This window comes from Streptomyces sp. PTY087I2, from assembly GCF_001687325.1.
Classification (GTDB): domain Bacteria; phylum Actinomycetota; class Actinomycetes; order Streptomycetales; family Streptomycetaceae; genus Streptomyces.
In genome coordinates this window covers 26,401-43,704 of record NZ_LZRD01000025.1, presented here as the reverse complement: position 1 = coordinate 43,704, position 17,304 = coordinate 26,401, and the positions used below count along the sequence as shown (strand labels likewise).

Annotated in this window: 9 protein-coding genes and 1 pseudogene; 3 read left to right on the top strand and 7 right to left on the bottom strand. The window is 72.1% G+C overall.

Annotated elements, in window-relative coordinates:
- The first annotated feature begins 117 nt into the window (after nucleotides 1–117).
- A complete protein-coding gene (locus A3Q37_RS26485; RefSeq protein ID WP_065488136.1) occupies nucleotides 118–4,485 on the top strand; it encodes a GH92 family glycosyl hydrolase in 4,368 nt (1,455 codons plus the stop codon).
- A 141-nt stretch (nucleotides 4,486–4,626) separates the two neighbouring features.
- Here the strand turns inward: A3Q37_RS26485 and A3Q37_RS26480 are convergent, their stop codons facing one another.
- The 5 genes from A3Q37_RS26480 to A3Q37_RS26460 all read right to left on the bottom strand — a co-directional run bounded on the left by A3Q37_RS26480 (nucleotide 4,627) and on the right by A3Q37_RS26460 (nucleotide 11,164).
- On the bottom strand, nucleotides 4,627–5,274 hold the full coding sequence (locus tag A3Q37_RS26480; protein WP_065488135.1) for a YdcF family protein: 648 nt from the start codon (nucleotides 5,272–5,274) through the stop codon (nucleotides 4,627–4,629).
- A 158-nt stretch (nucleotides 5,275–5,432) separates the two neighbouring features.
- Nucleotides 5,433–6,599: an acyl-CoA dehydrogenase family protein gene (locus A3Q37_RS26475; RefSeq protein ID WP_065488134.1), complete on the bottom strand. Its 1,167-nt coding sequence runs from the start codon at nucleotides 6,597–6,599 to the stop codon at nucleotides 5,433–5,435.
- An 8-nt stretch (nucleotides 6,600–6,607) separates the two neighbouring features.
- Nucleotides 6,608–7,579 carry a hydroxymethylglutaryl-CoA lyase gene (locus A3Q37_RS26470; RefSeq protein WP_176711515.1) on the bottom strand — a complete coding sequence of 324 codons (972 nt, stop codon included), beginning with the start codon at nucleotides 7,577–7,579 and terminating at the stop codon, nucleotides 6,608–6,610.
- Nucleotides 7,576–9,534 (bottom strand): acetyl/propionyl/methylcrotonyl-CoA carboxylase subunit alpha, encoded by a 1,959-nt coding sequence (locus A3Q37_RS26465; protein WP_065488132.1) that lies wholly within the window; start codon nucleotides 9,532–9,534, stop codon nucleotides 7,576–7,578. Before A3Q37_RS26465 ends, A3Q37_RS26470 begins: the two co-directional genes overlap by 4 nt.
- A 7-nt stretch (nucleotides 9,535–9,541) precedes the next feature.
- The gene (locus tag A3Q37_RS26460) at nucleotides 9,542–11,164 is read right to left on the bottom strand and encodes a carboxyl transferase domain-containing protein (RefSeq protein ID WP_032774824.1); all 1,623 of its coding nucleotides are present in this window, start codon (nucleotides 11,162–11,164) and stop codon (nucleotides 9,542–9,544) included.
- A gap of 110 nt (nucleotides 11,165–11,274) precedes the next feature.
- Here A3Q37_RS26460 and A3Q37_RS26455 point away from each other — a divergent pair, with 110 nt between their 5' ends.
- On the top strand, nucleotides 11,275–11,892 hold the full coding sequence (locus A3Q37_RS26455; RefSeq protein WP_030708508.1) for a TetR/AcrR family transcriptional regulator: 618 nt from the start codon (nucleotides 11,275–11,277) through the stop codon (nucleotides 11,890–11,892).
- A 166-nt stretch (nucleotides 11,893–12,058) separates the two neighbouring features.
- Nucleotides 12,059–12,724 carry a GPP34 family phosphoprotein gene (locus A3Q37_RS26450; RefSeq protein WP_065488131.1) on the top strand — a complete coding sequence of 222 codons (666 nt, stop codon included), beginning with the start codon at nucleotides 12,059–12,061 and terminating at the stop codon, nucleotides 12,722–12,724.
- Nucleotides 12,725–12,886: 162 nt separating this feature from the next.
- Here A3Q37_RS26450 and A3Q37_RS26445 read toward each other — a convergent pair whose 3' ends face one another.
- Both A3Q37_RS26445 and A3Q37_RS26440 read right to left on the bottom strand, forming a co-directional pair.
- A complete protein-coding gene (locus A3Q37_RS26445) occupies nucleotides 12,887–15,082 on the bottom strand; it encodes an acyltransferase family protein (protein WP_065488130.1) in 2,196 nt (731 codons plus the stop codon).
- A 641-nt stretch (nucleotides 15,083–15,723) separates the two neighbouring features.
- Nucleotides 15,724–17,241, bottom strand: a pseudogene (locus tag A3Q37_RS26440) (glycosyltransferase family 2 protein); the annotation flags it as partial.
- Nucleotides 17,242–17,304 lie beyond the last annotated feature (63 nt).

Below are 17,304 nucleotides of genomic sequence, written 5' to 3'. Positions count from 1 at the left end.
GGGAAAACTGTGCCGAGCACTGTGGTGCACGCGCCCGGACGGGAGTTGGACAACGTTGTCATCGGTGTCATCGTCCGGCCGGGCCCACGCCTTCCGTCTCCCCCGAGAGGACCGCTCATGCGGGAACCCACCGCCGCCGCACCCCCGCCGCCCCCGACCAGACGGGGGCGGCTGCGCGCCGTCGCCGTGGCCGCGCTGACGTCGGGCGCGCTCGTCGCGGGCCTGGCGCCCGCCACGGCGAACGTCACCGCCGCCGCCACCGGTACGGCCGCGGAGGCCGCCCCGCGCGCCTCGGCCATCAGCCCGTACGACGCCGTCGACCCGTTCATCGGGACGCAGCTGGACCCGGCCCAGAACAAGGGCAACAGCGCGTACGGCAACACCTGGCCGGGTGCGACGACCCCGTTCGGCATGGTCCAGTCGAGCCCGACGACGTACCGCTCGTCGGACGGGGACCAGAAGGGCGGGTACGAGTACAGCGCCGACAAGATCCGTGGCTTCGGGATGACCCGGCTGTCCGGCACCGGGTGCGAAGGCCGGTTCAGCGCCTTCGACTTCCCGGTCCTGCCGTACACGGGCAAGCTCGACGGGGGCGCGCTGCCGACCAGCCCCGGCACGAAGATCGACCCGTACTACCTGGACTTCGACCACCGGGACGAGACGGCGGCCCCCGGCCACTACACGGTCGGCCTCGGCAACGGCGTGGAGACCGAGCTGACGGCGACCACCCGAACCGCTGTCAACCGGTACGAGTTCCCGGCCCGCAAGGACTCCTCCACCCTCATCCTGGACGTGGCCGGCTCCAACAACCGGGTCTTCGACAGCGAGGTCAAGGTCGAGGGCCGTACGGTCAGCGGCTGGGTCGAGACGGCGTCGGTGTGCGACGAGGGCGGCCGCTACCGGGCCTACTTCTCCTCGACGTTCGACCGTGAGTTCACCTCGTACGGCACCTGGCAGGGCGGCGAGGTCACCCCGGGCGCGGCGACCGCGCGCGGCGGCGAGGCCAAGCACGGCTCCGGCGCGTATCTGGTCTTCCCGAAGGGGACGACGGTCACCGCGCGGACCGGGCTGAGTTACGTCAGCGTGGCCAACGCGGCCCGCAACGCGGAGGAGGAGACCGGCGGCCGCACCTTCGACCAGGTGCGGAAGGCGACGGCGCAGGTCTGGAAGGACACGCTGGCCACGGTGAAGGCCACGGGCGGGACGAAGTCGGAGCGGGTGAAGTTCTACACCGCGCTCTACCACTCCCTCCTCCACCCGAACATCGCCGACGACGTCAACGGCCAGTACCCGGGCCACGACGGCAAGGTGCGGAAGGTGGCGGCGGGCCGGCACCACTACGTGACGTACGCCGGCTGGGACATGTACCGGGGGCAGGCGCAGCTCATCGCGCTGCTCTTCCCGAAGGTCGGCTCCGACATCAACCAGTCGCTGGTGGACCTGGTCAAGCAGACGGGCGCGTGGCCCAACTGGCCGCATCTGAACCAGTCGCAGCAGAAGATGAGCGGCGACTCGCTCCAGGTGGTGCTGTCGTCGATCGACGCGTTCGGCAGCGTCGACTACGACCGCAAGGCGGCGCTGACCTCCATGCGGAAGACGCAGTCGCTGCCCGCCGACACGACGAAGCGGGCGCACGCACAGCAGTACTTCAGTGCCGGTTTCATCGACAACGGCAAGGGCGACTCGGCGACGTCGAAGACCCTCGAATACGCCATCGACGACTTCGCGATCGCCCAACTGGCGGGCAGGCTGGGCGAGAAGGCCACCCACGACCGGTTCATGACGCGAGCGCAGAACTGGCAGAATCTGCTCGACCCGGAGACGCAGCGCATCCGCCCGCGCGGCCGTAACGGCTTTGACCGGAGCTTCAACCTCGGTGAGCGCGGCAACCAGTTCGAGCAGGCGACGGGCTACCAGTACGGCTGGATGGTCCCGCAGAACATGGGCACGCTGATCGAGAAGCGGGGCGGCGTCGAGGCGGTCACGCGGGACCTGGACGAGCACACGAAGTCGCTGGACGCGGGCGTCTACAACACGACGGGCGCGTACCTCAGCAACCAGCCGAGCTTCTCGATGCCGTACGTCTACAACTGGCTGCGCCAGCCGCACCGCACGTCGGAAGTGCTGCGCCGGGCGACGGACGAGATGTACGGCACGACCCCGTCGGGCCTGCCGGGCAACGACGACCTGGGCTCGCTCAGCTCCTGGTACGTGTGGGCGAACCTCGGGATGAACCCGACGGTGTACGGCACGGCGAACCTGGCGCTCAGCTCGCCGATGTTCGACAAGGTGACGATCGACAGCGCGGACAGCGACCGCCGGATCACCATCAACGCGCCGGGCGCGGCGGCCGACAAGCCGTATGTGACCGGCCTGAAGGTCAACGGAAAGCCCACGACGAAGTCCTGGCTGACCGAGGACTTCGCGCGGTCGGGCGGCGTCCTGACGTACACGATGGGTGAGGCTCCGGCGGCCTGGGGCACGGGGGCGGCCGATGTCCCGCCCTCGTACACGGACGGCTCGGACACCCGCAACAACATCGGCTCGACCCCGGACGGCCAGGGCAGGCTGGGCTCCCTCGACCTCAGCGACAACTCCCTCTCCCGCGAGAAGCTGGCGGCGGCGGGCGCGTCCCCGGGCGCGAAGCTGCCGCTGGGGGACACGGGGGTCACGTTCACCTGGCCGAACGCCAAGGCGGGGCAGCCGGACAACTGGATCCCGCACGGCCAGCGCATCGACTTCACCGGCCGGACCGGCAAGGGCGCCAAGGCGACGGGCATCTCCTTCCTGGGTCTGGCGACGAACGGCCCGTCGCAGGGTCTGGCGACGGTGGAGTACGAGGACGGCTCGACGCAGAACGTGGCGGTGCAGTTCACGGACTGGACGCCCGGCACCGACTACCTCTACGGCAACGTCCCGTTGGTGGTCACCGAGGGCCGCAACAAGGTGAACGGCACGTCGGACACGACGCGCACGGTGGTGTTCGGCACGGTCCCGCAGGTGCTGGACGGCAAGAAGCGGGTACGTGCCGTGACCCTGCCCCAGGGCACGGACCGGGGCATCATGCACGTCTTCGACGTGGCCCTGACGACGAACCCGGACCTGGAAGCGCCGGGGGTGACCCCGGAGCGCATCGTCCTCACCCCGACGGAGACTCCCGCCACGTCCCAGGCGGTGACATGGCGGACGGGCAGCGGCACGACGCAGGGCGAGGCGCAGTACCGCGAGAAGGGCTCCAACTCGGCCTGGCGCAAGGCGAAGGCGACGACGAACGAGGAACTGCTGAGCAACGGGGTCCCGACGCGCACGCACTCGGCGGTGATGGAGGGCCTGAAGCCGGGCAGGGCGTACGAGTACCGCGTGGGCACGGGCACCAAGCTGAGCGAGAGCTACACGTTCACCGCGGCCGGCAACCCGGGCGAGGAGTTCACCTTCCTCTACTTCGGGGACGCGCAGAACGACCTGAAGGCGAAGTGGGCCCCGGTCGTCGACCAGGCGTACAAGCGCTTCCCGAAGGCGATCGGCAGCGTCAACGCGGGCGACCTGGTCGACTCGGGCGGCAACGACGGCCTGTGGGACGAGTGGTTCGGCGCGATGAACGGCCACAGCCAGACGACGAACGTGATCGCGGCCCCGGGCAACCACGAGTACAACGCGGACCTGTTCCTGAAGACGTGGAAGTCGACGTTCGCGTACCCGGCGAACGGCCCCACGGCGACACCGGCGAAGGACGAGTCACCTTCTGAACGCCAACGGGCCGCGTACGAAGCCCACATGGCGAAGTCGATAGCGGAGACGGCGTACTACACGGACTACCAGAACGTCCGCTTCATCACCCTCAACGCGAGCACGCACGACGCCCGCGAACTGATGACCCCGCCGGACCTGCCGCCGTGCTCCGAGGGCTGCCCGGACCCGCAGAAGCTGTGGCTGGACCTCCAGGCCCGCTGGCTCGACCACATCCTGGCGAACAACCCCAACAAGTGGTCGGTGGCCACCTTCCACCAGCCGGTCTTCTCGGCGGCGGTCGGCCGCGACGAGAAGCCGATCCGCGACGCGTGGCTCCCGGTCTTCCAGCGCAACGACATCGACCTGGTCCTGATGGGCCACGACCACGTGTACGCCCGCGGCTACGTCAACGCGGACGCGACGGACACCCCGGGCGTGACGACGGGCCCCGTCTACGCGGTGGCGATGGCGGGCCCCAAGTACTACGAACTGTCCCCGGCCGACGACAACGTCTGGACCCGCAACGGCGCGACCCAGGTGACCCGCGCGGCGCACACGTCGACGTTCCAGGGAATCACGGTCACGAAGGACACGATCCGCTACGAGGCGGTCATCGGCGCGAAGTGGGACGACAAGTCGACGACGGACAAGGAGGTGGGGGAGACCCTGGACGCGTTCACGATCACGAAGAACGACGCGGGCGTGAAGTACGTGACGGAGGACGGGGTGGCGGTGCCGGGGGCCACACCACAGTAGAGAGCTGTGGCTGGTCAGGTCAGGCGGTCGCCTTGCGCGGGGCGGCCGCCTACCAGGCCGACGGGAGGGGGGCACCTAAATTCCCCATCTCTACATAGGGGCATCAGCATGATGCACAGCCGGACCAGGTGCTACCACGGCCTATGCGATCAGCCGACGCGTGAACCCGGCCCCAACCAGCCGCTCGTACGCGGCCACAACCTCCTCCGGCACAGGCTGCTCGATCATGAAGCCCTGGGCCGGGTAGACGAGCAGCCGTTGCAGGGCCCCGACCAGCATGTCGATCACCATCCGGTCGTCCCCGATCGAGGCCGCGTACTCCTCGAACGTCATCGGGCTCGACGCGCTCACGACGTCGACCCCCGGCCACAGCTTGCGCGCCGTGGCGTACGCGCGCCGCTCCTCGTACGGCTTGCTGACCAGCAGGACGGATTCCACGTCCACCCCGGCCTCCTCGAGGAGGGCACGCGAGAAGCGGATGTTCTCACCGGTGTTACGTGCCTTCGGCTCGACCAGCACGGCGGTCTCCGGCACGCCCAGCTCGACGGCCCGCTCCCGGTAGTGCACGGCCTCGCCGCGCGGCATCCGGTCGCGGGTGGTGGGGCTGGTCGAGCCGGTGAACACGATGACGGGTGCCAGCCCGCGCAGATAGAACCCCGCCGCCGCGTCGGCCACCCCCAGGTCGTGGCTGCCCAGCCCGACGATGACCGAGCAGGGGCGCGGGGTGTGGTGCATGAGGTGGTGATCCCACACCTGCCGGGCGTCCGACCAGGACCGAGCGGAGATCATGCTGCCTCGCCTTTCGCGCTTGCCGAGTCCGGCACGGCCGTGCCGGACGACCAGGGCAAGGGTGGCAGAGAGCAGTGCCCGCCCACACGTCCGCCCCGCCCGCCGCAGAGTGATCCACGGCGGGCGGGGCGGCAGCAGTCAGTGCGGCGGCCTCCGGCTCAGCCCGGCAGGCCCAGCTCCCGGGCGATCAGCATCCGCTGGACCTCGCTCGTTCCCTCGCCGATCTCCAGGATCTTCGAGTCGCGCCACATCCGCGCCACCGGGTACTCGTTCATGAAGCCGTAGCCGCCGTGGATCTGTGTCGCGTCGCGGGCGTTGTCCACCGCGACCGTGGACGAGTACAGCTTCGCGATCGCCGCCTCCTTCTTGAACGGTTCGCCCGCGACCAGGCGGGAGGCCGCGTCGCGCCAGCCGATGCGGGCCATGTGCGCGCGCATCTCCATGTCGGCGATCTTGAACTGTATGGCCTGGTTCGCGCCGATCGGCTTGCCGAAGGCGTGGCGCTCCGCCGCGTATTTCACCGACTCGTCCACGCAGCCCTGCGCCAGGCCCGTCGCCAGTGCCGAGATCGCGATGCGGCCCTCGTCCAGGATGCGCAGGAACTGGGCGTAGCCCCGGCCCTGTTCGCCCAGGAGGTTCGCCGCCGGGACGCGGACGTCCGTGAAGGACAGCTCGCGGGTGTCCGAGGCGTTCCAGCCGACCTTGGAGTACGGGGCCGCGACCGTGAAGCCGGGGGTGCCCGAGGGGACGATGATCGCGGAGATCAGGGGGCGGCCGTCCTTCTTGCGGCCCGTGACCGCCGTGACCGTCACCAACTTCGTGATGTCCGTACCCGAGTTGGTGATGAAGCACTTCGAGCCGTTGATCACCCACTCGTTCGTCGCCTCGTCCAGCACCGCCGTCGTCCGCGTGCCGCCCGCGTCCGAGCCGCCGTCCGGCTCGGTCAGGCCGAACGCGCCCAGCGCCTCGCCCGCGCACAGCTTCGGCAGCCACTGCCGCTTCTGCTCCTCCGTGCCGAAGAGATGGAGCGGCATCGCGCCCAGCGAGACCCCGGCCTCCAGCGTGATCGCCACCGAGGAGTCGACCCGGGCCAGCTCCTCCAGGGCGATCCCGAGCGCCAGGTAGTCGCCGCCCATCCCCCCGTACTCCTCCGGGAACGGCAGCCCGAACAGGCCCATCCGGCCCATCTCGCGCACGATCTCGTACGGGAATTCATGGCGCTCGTAGAAGTCGCCGATCTTCGGCGCGATCACATCGTGCGCGAACTCCTCGACCGTACGGCGCAGTTCCTCGTGTTCGGCGGTCAGCCGGTGGTCCAGGGACATGGGGTCACTCACTCCTTGTGGGAGGCGGAAGAAGGGGGAGGGGGCAGGGCTCGGACCGTGCGGGATGGGCTCGGCCGGCCCAGGAGCGTTGCGAACCAAGCGCTGGTGGCGGCCAGTTCGGCCAGGTCGACGCCCGTCTCGATGCCCAGGCCGTCGAGCATCCAGACCAGGTCCTCGGTGGCGAGGTTCCCCGTGGCGCTCTTCGCGTACGGGCAGCCGCCCAGGCCGCCCGCCGACGCGTCCACCGTCGTCACACCGTGCTGAAGCGCCGCCAGCGTGTTCGACAGCGCCTGGCCGTACGTGTCGTGGAAGTGCACGCCGATCGACGAGGTCGGGACTCCGGCCTCGTTCAGCGCGGTCAGCAGCGCCGTCACGTGGCCCGGCGTCGCCACCCCGATCGTGTCGCCCAGCGACAGCTCGTCGCAGCCCAGGTCCAGCAGGGTCCTGGCCACCCTCACCACCTGGGCGACCGGGACCGCGCCCTCCCACGGGTCGCCGAAGCACATCGACAAGTACCCGCGCACCTGCACGCCCTCCGCCTTCGCGCGGGCCACCACCGGCTCGAACATCGCCAGCGACTCGTCGACCGTACGGTTCAGATTGCGCGCCGCGAACGTCTCCGTCGCCGAGCCGAACACCGCGATCGACCGCGCCCCGAGCGCCAGCGCCCGGTCCAGGCCCCGTTCGTTCGGGACCAGGACGGGGAGGGATACGTCCCCTACGTCGGCGATATCGCCGAGGAGCGGGAACAGCTTCTCCGCGTCCGCCAGTTGGGGCACCCACTTCGGGTGCACGAAGCTCGTCGCCTCGATCGTCGTCAGGCCGGCCACCGCCAGGCGGCGGATGAACTCCGCCTTCACCTCGGTCGGGACGGTCTGCTTCTCGTTCTGGAGGCCGTCACGCGCTCCTACCTCGTGGATCCGGACCCGGGTCGGGAGGCCGGGGGCCGGCACCTTCATGGGGAGTCCTTGTGCGCTCATGCGTCCTCCCCGTCCGCCGACGTCGGGACCACGACCGCCAGGACCTGGTCCATCGCCACTGTCGCGCCCGCCGTGACGTCCAGCTCCGTCACCGTCCCCGCGTGCGGCGCGGAGATCACGTGCTCCATCTTCATCGCCTCCACCACGAGCAGGCTCTGACCCGCCTCGACCTCGTCCCCGACGGCCACCTTCACCACCGTGACCGTGCCCGGCATCGGGGCCGCCAGCGTGTCCGCCCCGCTCCGGCCCGCCCCGCTCAGGGACGCCTCCACCGGGTCGTGGTCCTGCACGTGCCAGGTGTCGCCGTCCCGGCCGAGCCAGTCGCCGGAGCGGTGGAAGTGGTGGGCCATACCGTCCAGTTCGACCGTGACGCGGTCGGCTGTGACCGTCGCGGACGCCGGGGAGCCCTGAGCGACGGGTTCACGTCCCGCTACTCGCAGCGGGAACACCAGCGGCGCCCGCACACCCCCCGTCCGCCACCCGCTCGGCACCGAGAACGGGTCCGTCCAGCCGTCCGCGTCCGGCCGGGGAGCCAGCGCGTCGAGGCGGACCGCCGCCCCCGCCGCGTACACCTCGTCCGGGACACCCTCCGGCACCAGGCCCTCCGCCTCGCGCTCCACCAACCCCGTGTCCAGGTTCCCCGCGACCACGTCCGGGTGCGCCAGCAGGCGGCGCAGGAAGCCCGCGTTGGTCGGGACGCCCAGGATCACCGTGTCCGCCAGGGCGGCCCGCAGCTTGCGCAGGGCCGTCGCGCGGTCGGGGCCGTACGCGATGACCTTCGACAGCATCGGGTCGTACAGGCTGCCCACCGGTACGCCCTCGCTGAGCCCCGAGTCCGTCCGCACCCCGCCGCCCTGCGGCTCGCTCAGCGCCAGCACCGTACCGCCGGAGGGCAGGAAGCCACGGGACGGGTCCTCGGCGCAGACCCTCGCCTCGATCGCCCAGCCGGTCAGGGTGATGTCCTCCTGTGCGTACGGGAGTTGCTCGCCCGCCGCCACCCGCAGCTGCCACTCCACCAGGTCCAGTCCGGTGATCAGCTCGGTCACCGGGTGCTCGACCTGGAGGCGGGTGTTCATCTCCATGAAGTAGTACGAGGACGGGTCGTTGCCCGGGACGATGAACTCCACCGTCCCCGCCCCGACATAGCCGCAGCTGCGCGCCGCCTGGACCGCCGCCTCGCCCATCGCCGCCCGGGTCTCCTCGTCGAGCAGGACGGACGGCGCCTCCTCGATGATCTTCTGGTGGCGGCGCTGGAGCGAGCACTCGCGCTCGCCCAGGTGCACCACATTGCCGTGGGCGTCGGCCAGCACCTGGATCTCGATGTGGCGCGGGCGGTCGATCCACCGCTCCACGAGCAGCGTGTCGTCGCCGAACGAGGCCCGTGCCTCCCGTCGCGCCGCCGCGATCTCCTCGCCCAGCACCGCCGCGTCCCGGACCAGGCGCATGCCCTTGCCGCCGCCGCCCGCCGAGGGCTTCAGCAGGACCGGGGTGCCGATCTCCCGTGCCGCCTCCTCCAGTTCGGCGTCGGTCAAGCCGCTACCGGACGAGCCCGGGACCACCGGGACCCCGTACGCCGCTACCGTCTCCTTGGCCCGGATCTTGTCGCCCATGAGCGCGATCGCGGCGGCGGGCGGGCCGATGAAGACCAGCCCCGCGTCCGCGCACGCCTGCGCGAACTCCGCGTTCTCCGCCAGGAATCCGTACCCCGGGTGGACCGCCTGCGCGCCCGTGCGGCGGGCCGCATCGAGCAGCGCCGGCACGTTCAGATAGCTCTCGGCGGCGGGCGGCGGGCCGATCCGTACCGCCGTGTCCGCCTCCCGGACATGCCGGGCGTCCGCGTCCGCGTCGCTGAAGACCGCGACCGAGCGCACGCCCTGCTCCCGCAGGGTCCGGATCACCCGGACCGCGATCTCGCCGCGGTTGGCGACCAGCACGGTGTCGAACATCGTCGTCATCTGTTCCTCACATCCGGAAGACGCCGAAGCCGGGCCCGGCCGGGTCCTTCTGGGGCAGCGGGGCGTTGGCGCAGGCGGTCAGGGCGAGGCCCAGCACCTGCCGGGTGTCCACGGGGTCGATCACCCCGTCGTCCCAGAGCCGGGCGCTGGCGTAGTACGCGTTGCCCTGGGTCTCGTACTGGGCGCGGATCGGGGCCTTGAACGTTTCTTCGTCCTCGGCGCTCCAGTCGTCGCCCAGCTGGTCGCGCTTGACGGTGGCCAGGACGGAGGCGGCCTGCTCGCCGCCCATGACCGAGATCTTGGCGTTCGGCCACATCCACAGGAAGCGGGGGCTGTAGGCCCGGCCGCACATGGAGTAGTTGCCCGCGCCGTACGAACCGCCGACGACGACCGTCAGCTTCGGCACTCGCGTGCAGGCCACCGCCGTGACCATCTTCGCGCCGTGCTTGGCGATGCCGCCCGCCTCGTAGTCCCGGCCGACCATGAAGCCGGAGATGTTCTGGAGGAAGACGAGCGGGATGCCGCGCTGGTCGCACAGCTCGATGAAGTGCGCGCCCTTCTGGGCCGACTCGGAGAACAGGATGCCGTTGTTCGCGACGATCCCGACCGGGTGGCCGTGGATCCGGGCGAAGCCGGTGATCAGCGTCTGGCCGTACTCGGCCTTGAACTCCTGGAAGCGGGAGCCGTCCACGACCCGGGCGATCACTTCGCGTACGTCGTAGGGGGTGCGGGAGTCCACGGGCACGGCCCCGTACAGCCCCGCCGGGTCCACCTTCGGCTCCTCGGCCGGCTCGACCGACCAGGGGAGCGGGGCCCGGTCCGGGAGGGTCGCGACGATGTTGCGGACGATCCGCAGCGCGTGCGCGTCGTCCTCCGCGAGATGGTCGGTGACCCCTGACGTACGGGAGTGGACCTCGCCGCCGCCCAGCTCCTCGGCCGTGACCACCTCACCGGTGGCGGCCTTCACGAGCGGCGGGCCGCCGAGGAAGATCGTGCCCTGGTTGCGCACGATGACGGCCTCGTCGCTCATCGCCGGGACGTACGCCCCGCCCGCCGTGCAGGAGCCCAGCACCGCCGCGATCTGCGGGATGCCCGCCCCCGACATTCGCGCCTGGTTGTAGAAGATCCGCCCGAAGTGGTCCCGGTCGGGGAAGACCTCGTCCTGCATCGGCAGGAACGCGCCGCCCGAGTCGACCAGATACAGGCAGGGGAGACGGTTCTCCAGCGCCACTTCCTGGGCGCGCAGATGCTTCTTCACGGTCATCGGGTAGTACGTGCCGCCCTTGACCGTCGCGTCATTGGCGACGATCACGCACTCCCGGCCGGAGACCCGCCCGATGCCCGCGATGACGCCCGCGGCGGGCGCCTGGTCCCCGTACATCCCGTTCGCCGCCAGCGGGGCCAGCTCCAGGAACGGCGAACCCGGGTCGAGCAGGGTGTCCACCCGGTCCCGGGGGAGCAGCTTGCCGCGCGCCTCGTGGCGGGCCCGTGCCTTCTCACCCCCGCCCAGCCGTGCCGTGGCGAGGCGTTCCGCCAGGTCGTCGGAGAGCGCGCGATGCGCCGCCTCGTTGGCCTGCCAGGCCTCCGAGGCGGGATCGGCCGCGCTCGCCAGGACCGGTGCCTGCTGCATCGTGTCGAGCCCCCTTGCCCGTACCGCGATCATCTGCGCTCCGTTAATGAGCGTTAACGCGTTTCCCTCAGGTTAACGACCGCTAACGACCCTGTCTAGAATGAATCCTCATGAGCACCCATGCCGCCGCCCGCGTCGCGGCCCCCACCCGCCGCGAGCAGATCCTCCGGGAGGCCGCCCGCCTCTTCGCCGAGCGCGGCTTCCACGGTGTCGGCGTCGACGAGATAGGCGCCGCCGTCGGCATCAGCGGCCCTGGCCTCTACCGCCACTTCCCAGGGAAGGACGCGATGCTCGCCGAGCTGCTGGTGGGCATCAGTGAGCGGCTCCTCGAAGGCGGCCGTCTGCGGGTGGCGGAGGACGAGGCCCGGGGCGACGGCTCCCCGGAGGCCCTCCTGGACGCGCTCATCGAGGGCCATATCGACTTCGCCCTCGACGACCGCCCCCTGATCACCCTCCACGACCGGGAGCTGGACCGGCTGCGCGACACGGACCGCAAGCGGGTGCGCCGCCTCCAGCGGGAGTACGTCGAGGTCTGGGTCGGCGTCGTACGCGCCCTCTACCCGTCGCTGGCCGAGAACCGGGCCCGCGTCACCGTGCACGCCGTCTTCGGCCTGCTGAACTCCACCCCGCACCTGGCCCGCCCCGACGCCCTGCCCGGCCGCGCGGCGACCGCCGCCCTGCTGCACCGGCTGGCCCGGGGCGCCTTCGCCGCGGCGGAACCTTCCTGAGCGGCGGTTTCCCTGTCCGGGCCGCCCTGGGTTCCGCCCGGGCCACCCCGGGTTCCGGGCAACCCGGGACGGGGTACGTGCGTCTCTCCGGTCAACACGCTACGACCGGACGACCGGTCAACGGGCTGCGAATCGGTCGCCACGCTACGAATCGGGGAGCCGCACCATGACCGTCTCACTGGGCGAAGAGATCATGCTGCTGTCGCTGGACGACGAGACCGGCGCGGCGAAGGGGGAGACCGCCGCCCGCTGGGGCGTGGCGGCCGGCATGCTCCTGGAACTGGTCATGGCGGGGCGCGTCACGGTCAAGGGCGGCCGCGTCGAGGTCTTCGACCCCACCCCGACCGGCGACGCCCTGCTGGACGGCCGCCTCGACCGGCTCACGCGCTGGGTCCACGGGGCCTCCAGCACCCGTAAGGTGACCGCCTGGCTGACCCGGGACCACGCCAAGGGCTCGCAGGACGTCGTGGACAGCCTCTGCGCCCGCGGCCTGGTGACCGAGGAGACGCACCGGGCCCTCGGCGTCTTCCCCGTCCGCCGCTACCCGGAAGCCGACGGAACCGTCGAACGCGAGCTGCGCGCCCGGCTGGCCGCCGTGGTGCTGGCGGGCGCCGAGCCGGACGCCCGCACCAGTGCCCTCGTCGCCCTGCTGCACGCCACGGGCATGCACCGACAGACCTTCCCCGGCCTGCCGAAGAAGCAGGTCGCCCCGCGCATGGCCGAGATCGCCGAGGGCCACTGGGCGGGCGTCAGCGTCCGCGAGGCGATCCGCGACCTCCAGGCGGCGATCGCCGCGGTGTCCGTGGTGACGGTCCTCACCGTGGTGTCGTAGGCGGCCCGCGGCCCGCGGCCCGTCGCCCGTCGCTTGACGCCCGTCGCCCGGCGCCTGGGCACCGGTGTCTCCGGCACCGCGGACCGGGCGGCCCGGCTGCGCCGGATCCTCGTCGTGGGCCTGTCTGACGCAGCCACTGGTGTTGGCGCTCGTCTTCACCGGTTACGGGGCGGTCCTGTGCGGCCGGGCGGGGGCGGCGGTCGCGCTGACCGGCAGCGCGCCCGACTCCGTCAGCAGCCGCTCCAGCCTCGGGGCCAGGACGACCGTCGCCACGTTCGTGAGGTGGGCGTCGTCCCGGTAGAGCAGGATCCGGTCCCGTACGGCGGGGCACGTCGGGCCGTCGCCCGGGCACAGCACCGGGTTCACGCTGACGGACCGTACGCCCGGCACCGCGCCCGCCGCGATCCGCCGCGCCAGCGGATCGGCGGGAAGCGCCTGGGCCCGGTCGAACGCGCAGGCCGCCGTCTCGTCCGGAGCGCCGGAGACACACGCCGGGATGTCCGTCCCCGGTACGGGGGTGCCTTCGACGTACACGATCGGCGCGCCGGTCGCCCGGAGCCGCTTCAGCGTCTTCTCCCAGGCGGCGGTGAGGAGTTCGGGGTCGGCGGTGTACCGGTTGAGCGAGGCGATCACGATGAGCCGGGGGCTCGGCCCCGTACGCAGGCGGTCCAGGGCGTCGTCCCGCCAGGTGTCGCACTCCCGGTAGACGCGGCCCAACTGGGGGCTCTTCACGGTAAGTTCCGGCAGCGGGCAGCCCTGCTTGACCAGCTCCTGGAGCGCCCAGCCGCGCCGGGAGGCCAGGGCGAGCAGCGGGGAGAACCACTGGCCGGCGTGCGAGTCGCCGAGCAGCACCACACGGTCCGGGCTGTCCACCGCCCCGAACAGGCACGGCGGGCTGCTCGTCACCGGCGGGGGCACCTGGCAGCCCCCGTCCGGCGGGAAGTCCTCGCGGGCCTGGGCCGGACCCGGCACCACGGGCCCGGCCGCGAGCGCGGAGCCGTCGGAGCGGGCCAGCAGGGACGGCCCGGCGGCCGCACCCGGCGGGAGGCTCCCGACGTCGACCGGGGTGGCCGGGCCCAGCAGACGCAGCGTCGTGGCGCCGACGACCAGCGCGAGCACGACCGGCAGGATCACGGCGGAGATCCCCACCGCCAGTCCCCGGCGCGGGAGTTCGGAGACCGTACGGCTGCGGCGCAGCGGCTGCTCGACCCAGCGCATCGTGGCGAAGGCGGGCAGCACCGCCGCCAGCGTCAGCGCCGTCTTCGCGGGCCAGCCGAGCGCCCCGAGCCGGGCCTCGGCGAGCACGAGCACCGGCCAGTGCCACAGATAGAGCGTGTAGGAGAGCCGCCCGACGGCCCGGGGCGCCCTTCCGGCGAGCAACCGGCCGACCCCGTAAGCCCCTTGGACGTCCCGCTCGCCCCGCCCCGGTATCGCCGCCAGGATCACCGCGGCCGTGCCGAGCGTCGGGACGAGCGCCGCGTATCCGGGGTACGGGGTCGACGCGTCGTACGACACGACACACCAGACGATCGCCGCGGCCCCCGCCCACCCGCACACCAGCCGCAGCGGCCGCGGCCCGCGCAGCAGATGCCAGGGCAGCAGCGCCAGCAGCGCACCGACCGCGAACTGCCAGACGCGCGACGGCGTTCCGAGGTACGCGAGCGAGACGGAGTCCCGCGTCCAGTGCAGGGACAGCGCGAACGAGGCGACGGCCGCGGCGGCGGTGACCAGCGCCACGACCGCGCGCACGGCCCGGCCCCGGCGGACCGCACGGGCGGCGGTCAGCACGATCACCGCCAGCAGCGGGGCCCAGACCAGATAGAACTGCTCCTCGACGGCGAGCGACCAGAAGTGCAGCAGCGGACTCTGGTCGTGCCCGGCGGCCAGATAGTCGGTCTGCTGCGAGACGAACCGCCAGTTGGCGACGGACAGCGCGGCGGCGAGGACGTCGTGCTCCAGGTCGGCGCGGAGCAGCGGTACGGTCAGCCACGCCCCGGCGACCGCGACCGCCGCGAGGACGACGGCGGCGGAGGGCAGCAGCCGGCGGGCCCGCCGGGAGAAGAAGTCGCCGAGCCGGATCCGGCCGGTGGTGATCGCCTCCCGGACCAGCAGCCCGGTGATCAGATAGCCGGAGATGACGAAGAAGACGTCCACGCCGACGAAGCCGCCCGCCGCGCCCGGTATCTGGGCGTGGAAGGCGAGCACCGCGAGGACGGCGACCGCGCGCAGCCCCTCGATGTCGGGCCGGAACGCGGCCCGGTGCGGGCTGGGCCCGGACTCACCGCCGGGGCGGTTGCGAGTCGTGGGCGCGGAGGCATACCGCTTTCGGCGGTGGCCGGGTGCGAGGAGGAAGGGCATCGGGTGGCGCCTTTCGGGACGGCTCAACTCAGCCATGGCAGCATCGGATCGACCCACCCCGAGGCGAGCAGGCCGGTGAGCAGGAGGACGGCGGAAGCGGCGAGGGCTTCGGGCCAGCGGCGGGGGAGCAGCACACGCGAACCGGCCCGGTTCCGCGAACGGAGACCGCCGAGCCGGTCCCTGGCCCATGACCGGGCCCAGGCCCGGGCCAGGGGCGCGGCCCCGGCGAAGGTCCCGGCCCCGGACCCGACTTCGGCGAAGGCCCCGGCCCCGACTTCGGCGAGGGTGCCGGCCCCGGCGAGGGTGCCGGCCCCGGCCCCAGTCCCGGCACCGGCGAAGGTCCCGGCCTCGGCCCCGACCTCGGCGAGGGCGCCGGCCTCGGTTCTGGTCCCGGCTTCGGCCAAGGCCCCAGCCCCAGCCCCAGCCCCAGTCCCGGTCCCGGCCCCGACCTCGGCGAGGGTGCCGGCCTCGGTTCTGGTCCCGGCTTCGGCCAAGGCCCCAGCCCCAGCCCCGGTCCCGGCCCCGACCTCGGCGAAGGTCCCGGTCCCGGCAGCGGCTCCGGCTCCGGCCCCAGCCCCGGCCCCGGCCCCAGCCCCAGCCCCAACCCCGGCCAAGGCCCCGGCCCGTGTCCACCCGCCCCGGCGCAGTTCGGCCGAAAGCTCCCGGATCAAAGGGGCGTTGATGTGCAGCTGGACCAGAAGATAGAGGCCGAGACCCCAGCTGGGTCCCCAGCCGTTACGGGCTACGGTCAGCGCGAGGCCCCCGGCGGCGGCCCCGTTGGACAGGACCAGCCAGACCAGCGAGACGCCCACGACCCGGCGGGCCATCGAGCCCGAACTACCGCTGCTCCGCACCCCCGTGGGCACCCACGCGGCACTGCGGCCCCGCAGCGTGTGCCAGAACGCGGTGGCGGCGGCCACGCTGGTGAGGACGCCCGCGCGGATCACCTCCACCCGCCACCGGGTCCGGCTGATCCGGGGCAGCAGCACATGCCACAGCCACAGCGGCGCGAGCAGCGGCAGGACGTGCCAGGGCCGGACGTGGTCCGGGTACCAGAACATCATGACCAGCGGCGGCAGCGGTGCGGCGAAGGTGTTCACGGCCGTGGTCAGGTAGCCGACGACGCCCTCGTAGAAGCACAGCCGCATCCGCCAGGGCGCGCCCATCCGCTTCAGGACCGGGGTGCCGAGGAGGTGCAGATTGCCCATCGCCCACCGGTACTGCTGGTTGACGAACGAGGTGACGGTGTCCGGCGAGGTGCCCTTGGCGACCAGGACGGGGACGTACTGGGTGCGGAACCCCCGCTCGTGCAGGGCGAGTCCGGTGTACAGGTCCTCGCTGTGGTCGAGCCGGGCGAAGCCACCCGCCAGGTCGATCGCGGAGCGCCGGTAGACGGCGTTGGAGCCGCAGCAGATCGCGGCGTCGGCGGCGTCCCGGGAGGGCTGGATCCAGCGGAAGAACCACTCCTGCGCGGCCCCGGCGGCGCGCTGGATCCAGTCCATGCCCGCGTCGGTGTCGAAGCACTGCGGGCTCTGCACGATGCCGACGGCGGGGTCCGCGAAGTAGGGGACCAGGTGGCGCAGGAAGTCCGGCCGGGGCGCGAAGTCCGCGTCCAGGATCGCGATGAACTCGGCGCCGGAGAGCGTGAGGGCGTGGTTGAGGTTCCCCGCTTTCTTCAGGTGCCCCCGGTCGGGCCGTACGACGTACCGGTAACCGTGCTCGGCCGCCAGGGCCGCCACCTCGGCCCGGTCGGCGTCGTCCAGCACCCAGACGGTGAGCGCGTCGGGCCAGTCGAGGGCGGCGACCGCGCGGTAGGCGTTGGCGAGGACGGGGAGGGGTTCGCCGCAGGTCGGCAGGTAGAGGTCGACGGCGGGCAGCGCGGCCGGCCGCCAGGCGCGGACCAGCACCTCGTGCGAGGCCCGGGTCAGCCGGCGCTGCCGCAGGCTGTTCATCGACGACAGCAGCAGGGCCACCACATTGAGCCCGAGGACCGCGAGGAACGCCCAGAGCGCCGGGGTCCGTAACGCGAAGGCGAACATCGTCGCCGCCGTGAAGACGAAGGCCAGCGAACTGCTCACCAGCACCCACCGGCGTTGCGGCCCGAAGTACCAGTACAGCTCGTCGTCGGACGGAGGTTGCGGAAGGTGATGCACGGTCATAAAGCCCCCCACGGCTGCGAATGTGCCCGTTTATCTGTGCTCGTTCCCGGAGGCCAGCCTAGC

Excerpts from the sequence above, each read along its gene's own strand:
- A3Q37_RS26465 (WP_065488132.1), bottom strand. The coding sequence starts at position 9,534 with ATGACGACGATGTTCGACACCGTGCTGGTCGCCAACCGCGGCGAGATC.
- A3Q37_RS26485 (WP_065488136.1), top strand. The coding sequence starts at position 118 with ATGCGGGAACCCACCGCCGCCGCACCCCCGCCGCCCCCGACCAGACGG.
- A3Q37_RS26480 (WP_065488135.1), bottom strand. The coding sequence starts at position 5,274 with ATGATCTCCGCTCGGTCCTGGTCGGACGCCCGGCAGGTGTGGGATCAC.
- A3Q37_RS26445 (WP_065488130.1), bottom strand. The coding sequence starts at position 15,082 with ATGCCCTTCCTCCTCGCACCCGGCCACCGCCGAAAGCGGTATGCCTCC.
- A3Q37_RS26450 (WP_065488131.1), top strand. The coding sequence starts at position 12,059 with ATGACCGTCTCACTGGGCGAAGAGATCATGCTGCTGTCGCTGGACGAC.
- A3Q37_RS26475 (WP_065488134.1), bottom strand. The coding sequence starts at position 6,599 with ATGTCCCTGGACCACCGGCTGACCGCCGAACACGAGGAACTGCGCCGT.
- A3Q37_RS26460 (WP_032774824.1), bottom strand. The coding sequence starts at position 11,164 with ATGCAGCAGGCACCGGTCCTGGCGAGCGCGGCCGATCCCGCCTCGGAG.
- A3Q37_RS26455 (WP_030708508.1), top strand. The coding sequence starts at position 11,275 with ATGAGCACCCATGCCGCCGCCCGCGTCGCGGCCCCCACCCGCCGCGAG.
- A3Q37_RS26470 (WP_176711515.1), bottom strand. The coding sequence starts at position 7,579 with ATGAGCGCACAAGGACTCCCCATGAAGGTGCCGGCCCCCGGCCTCCCG.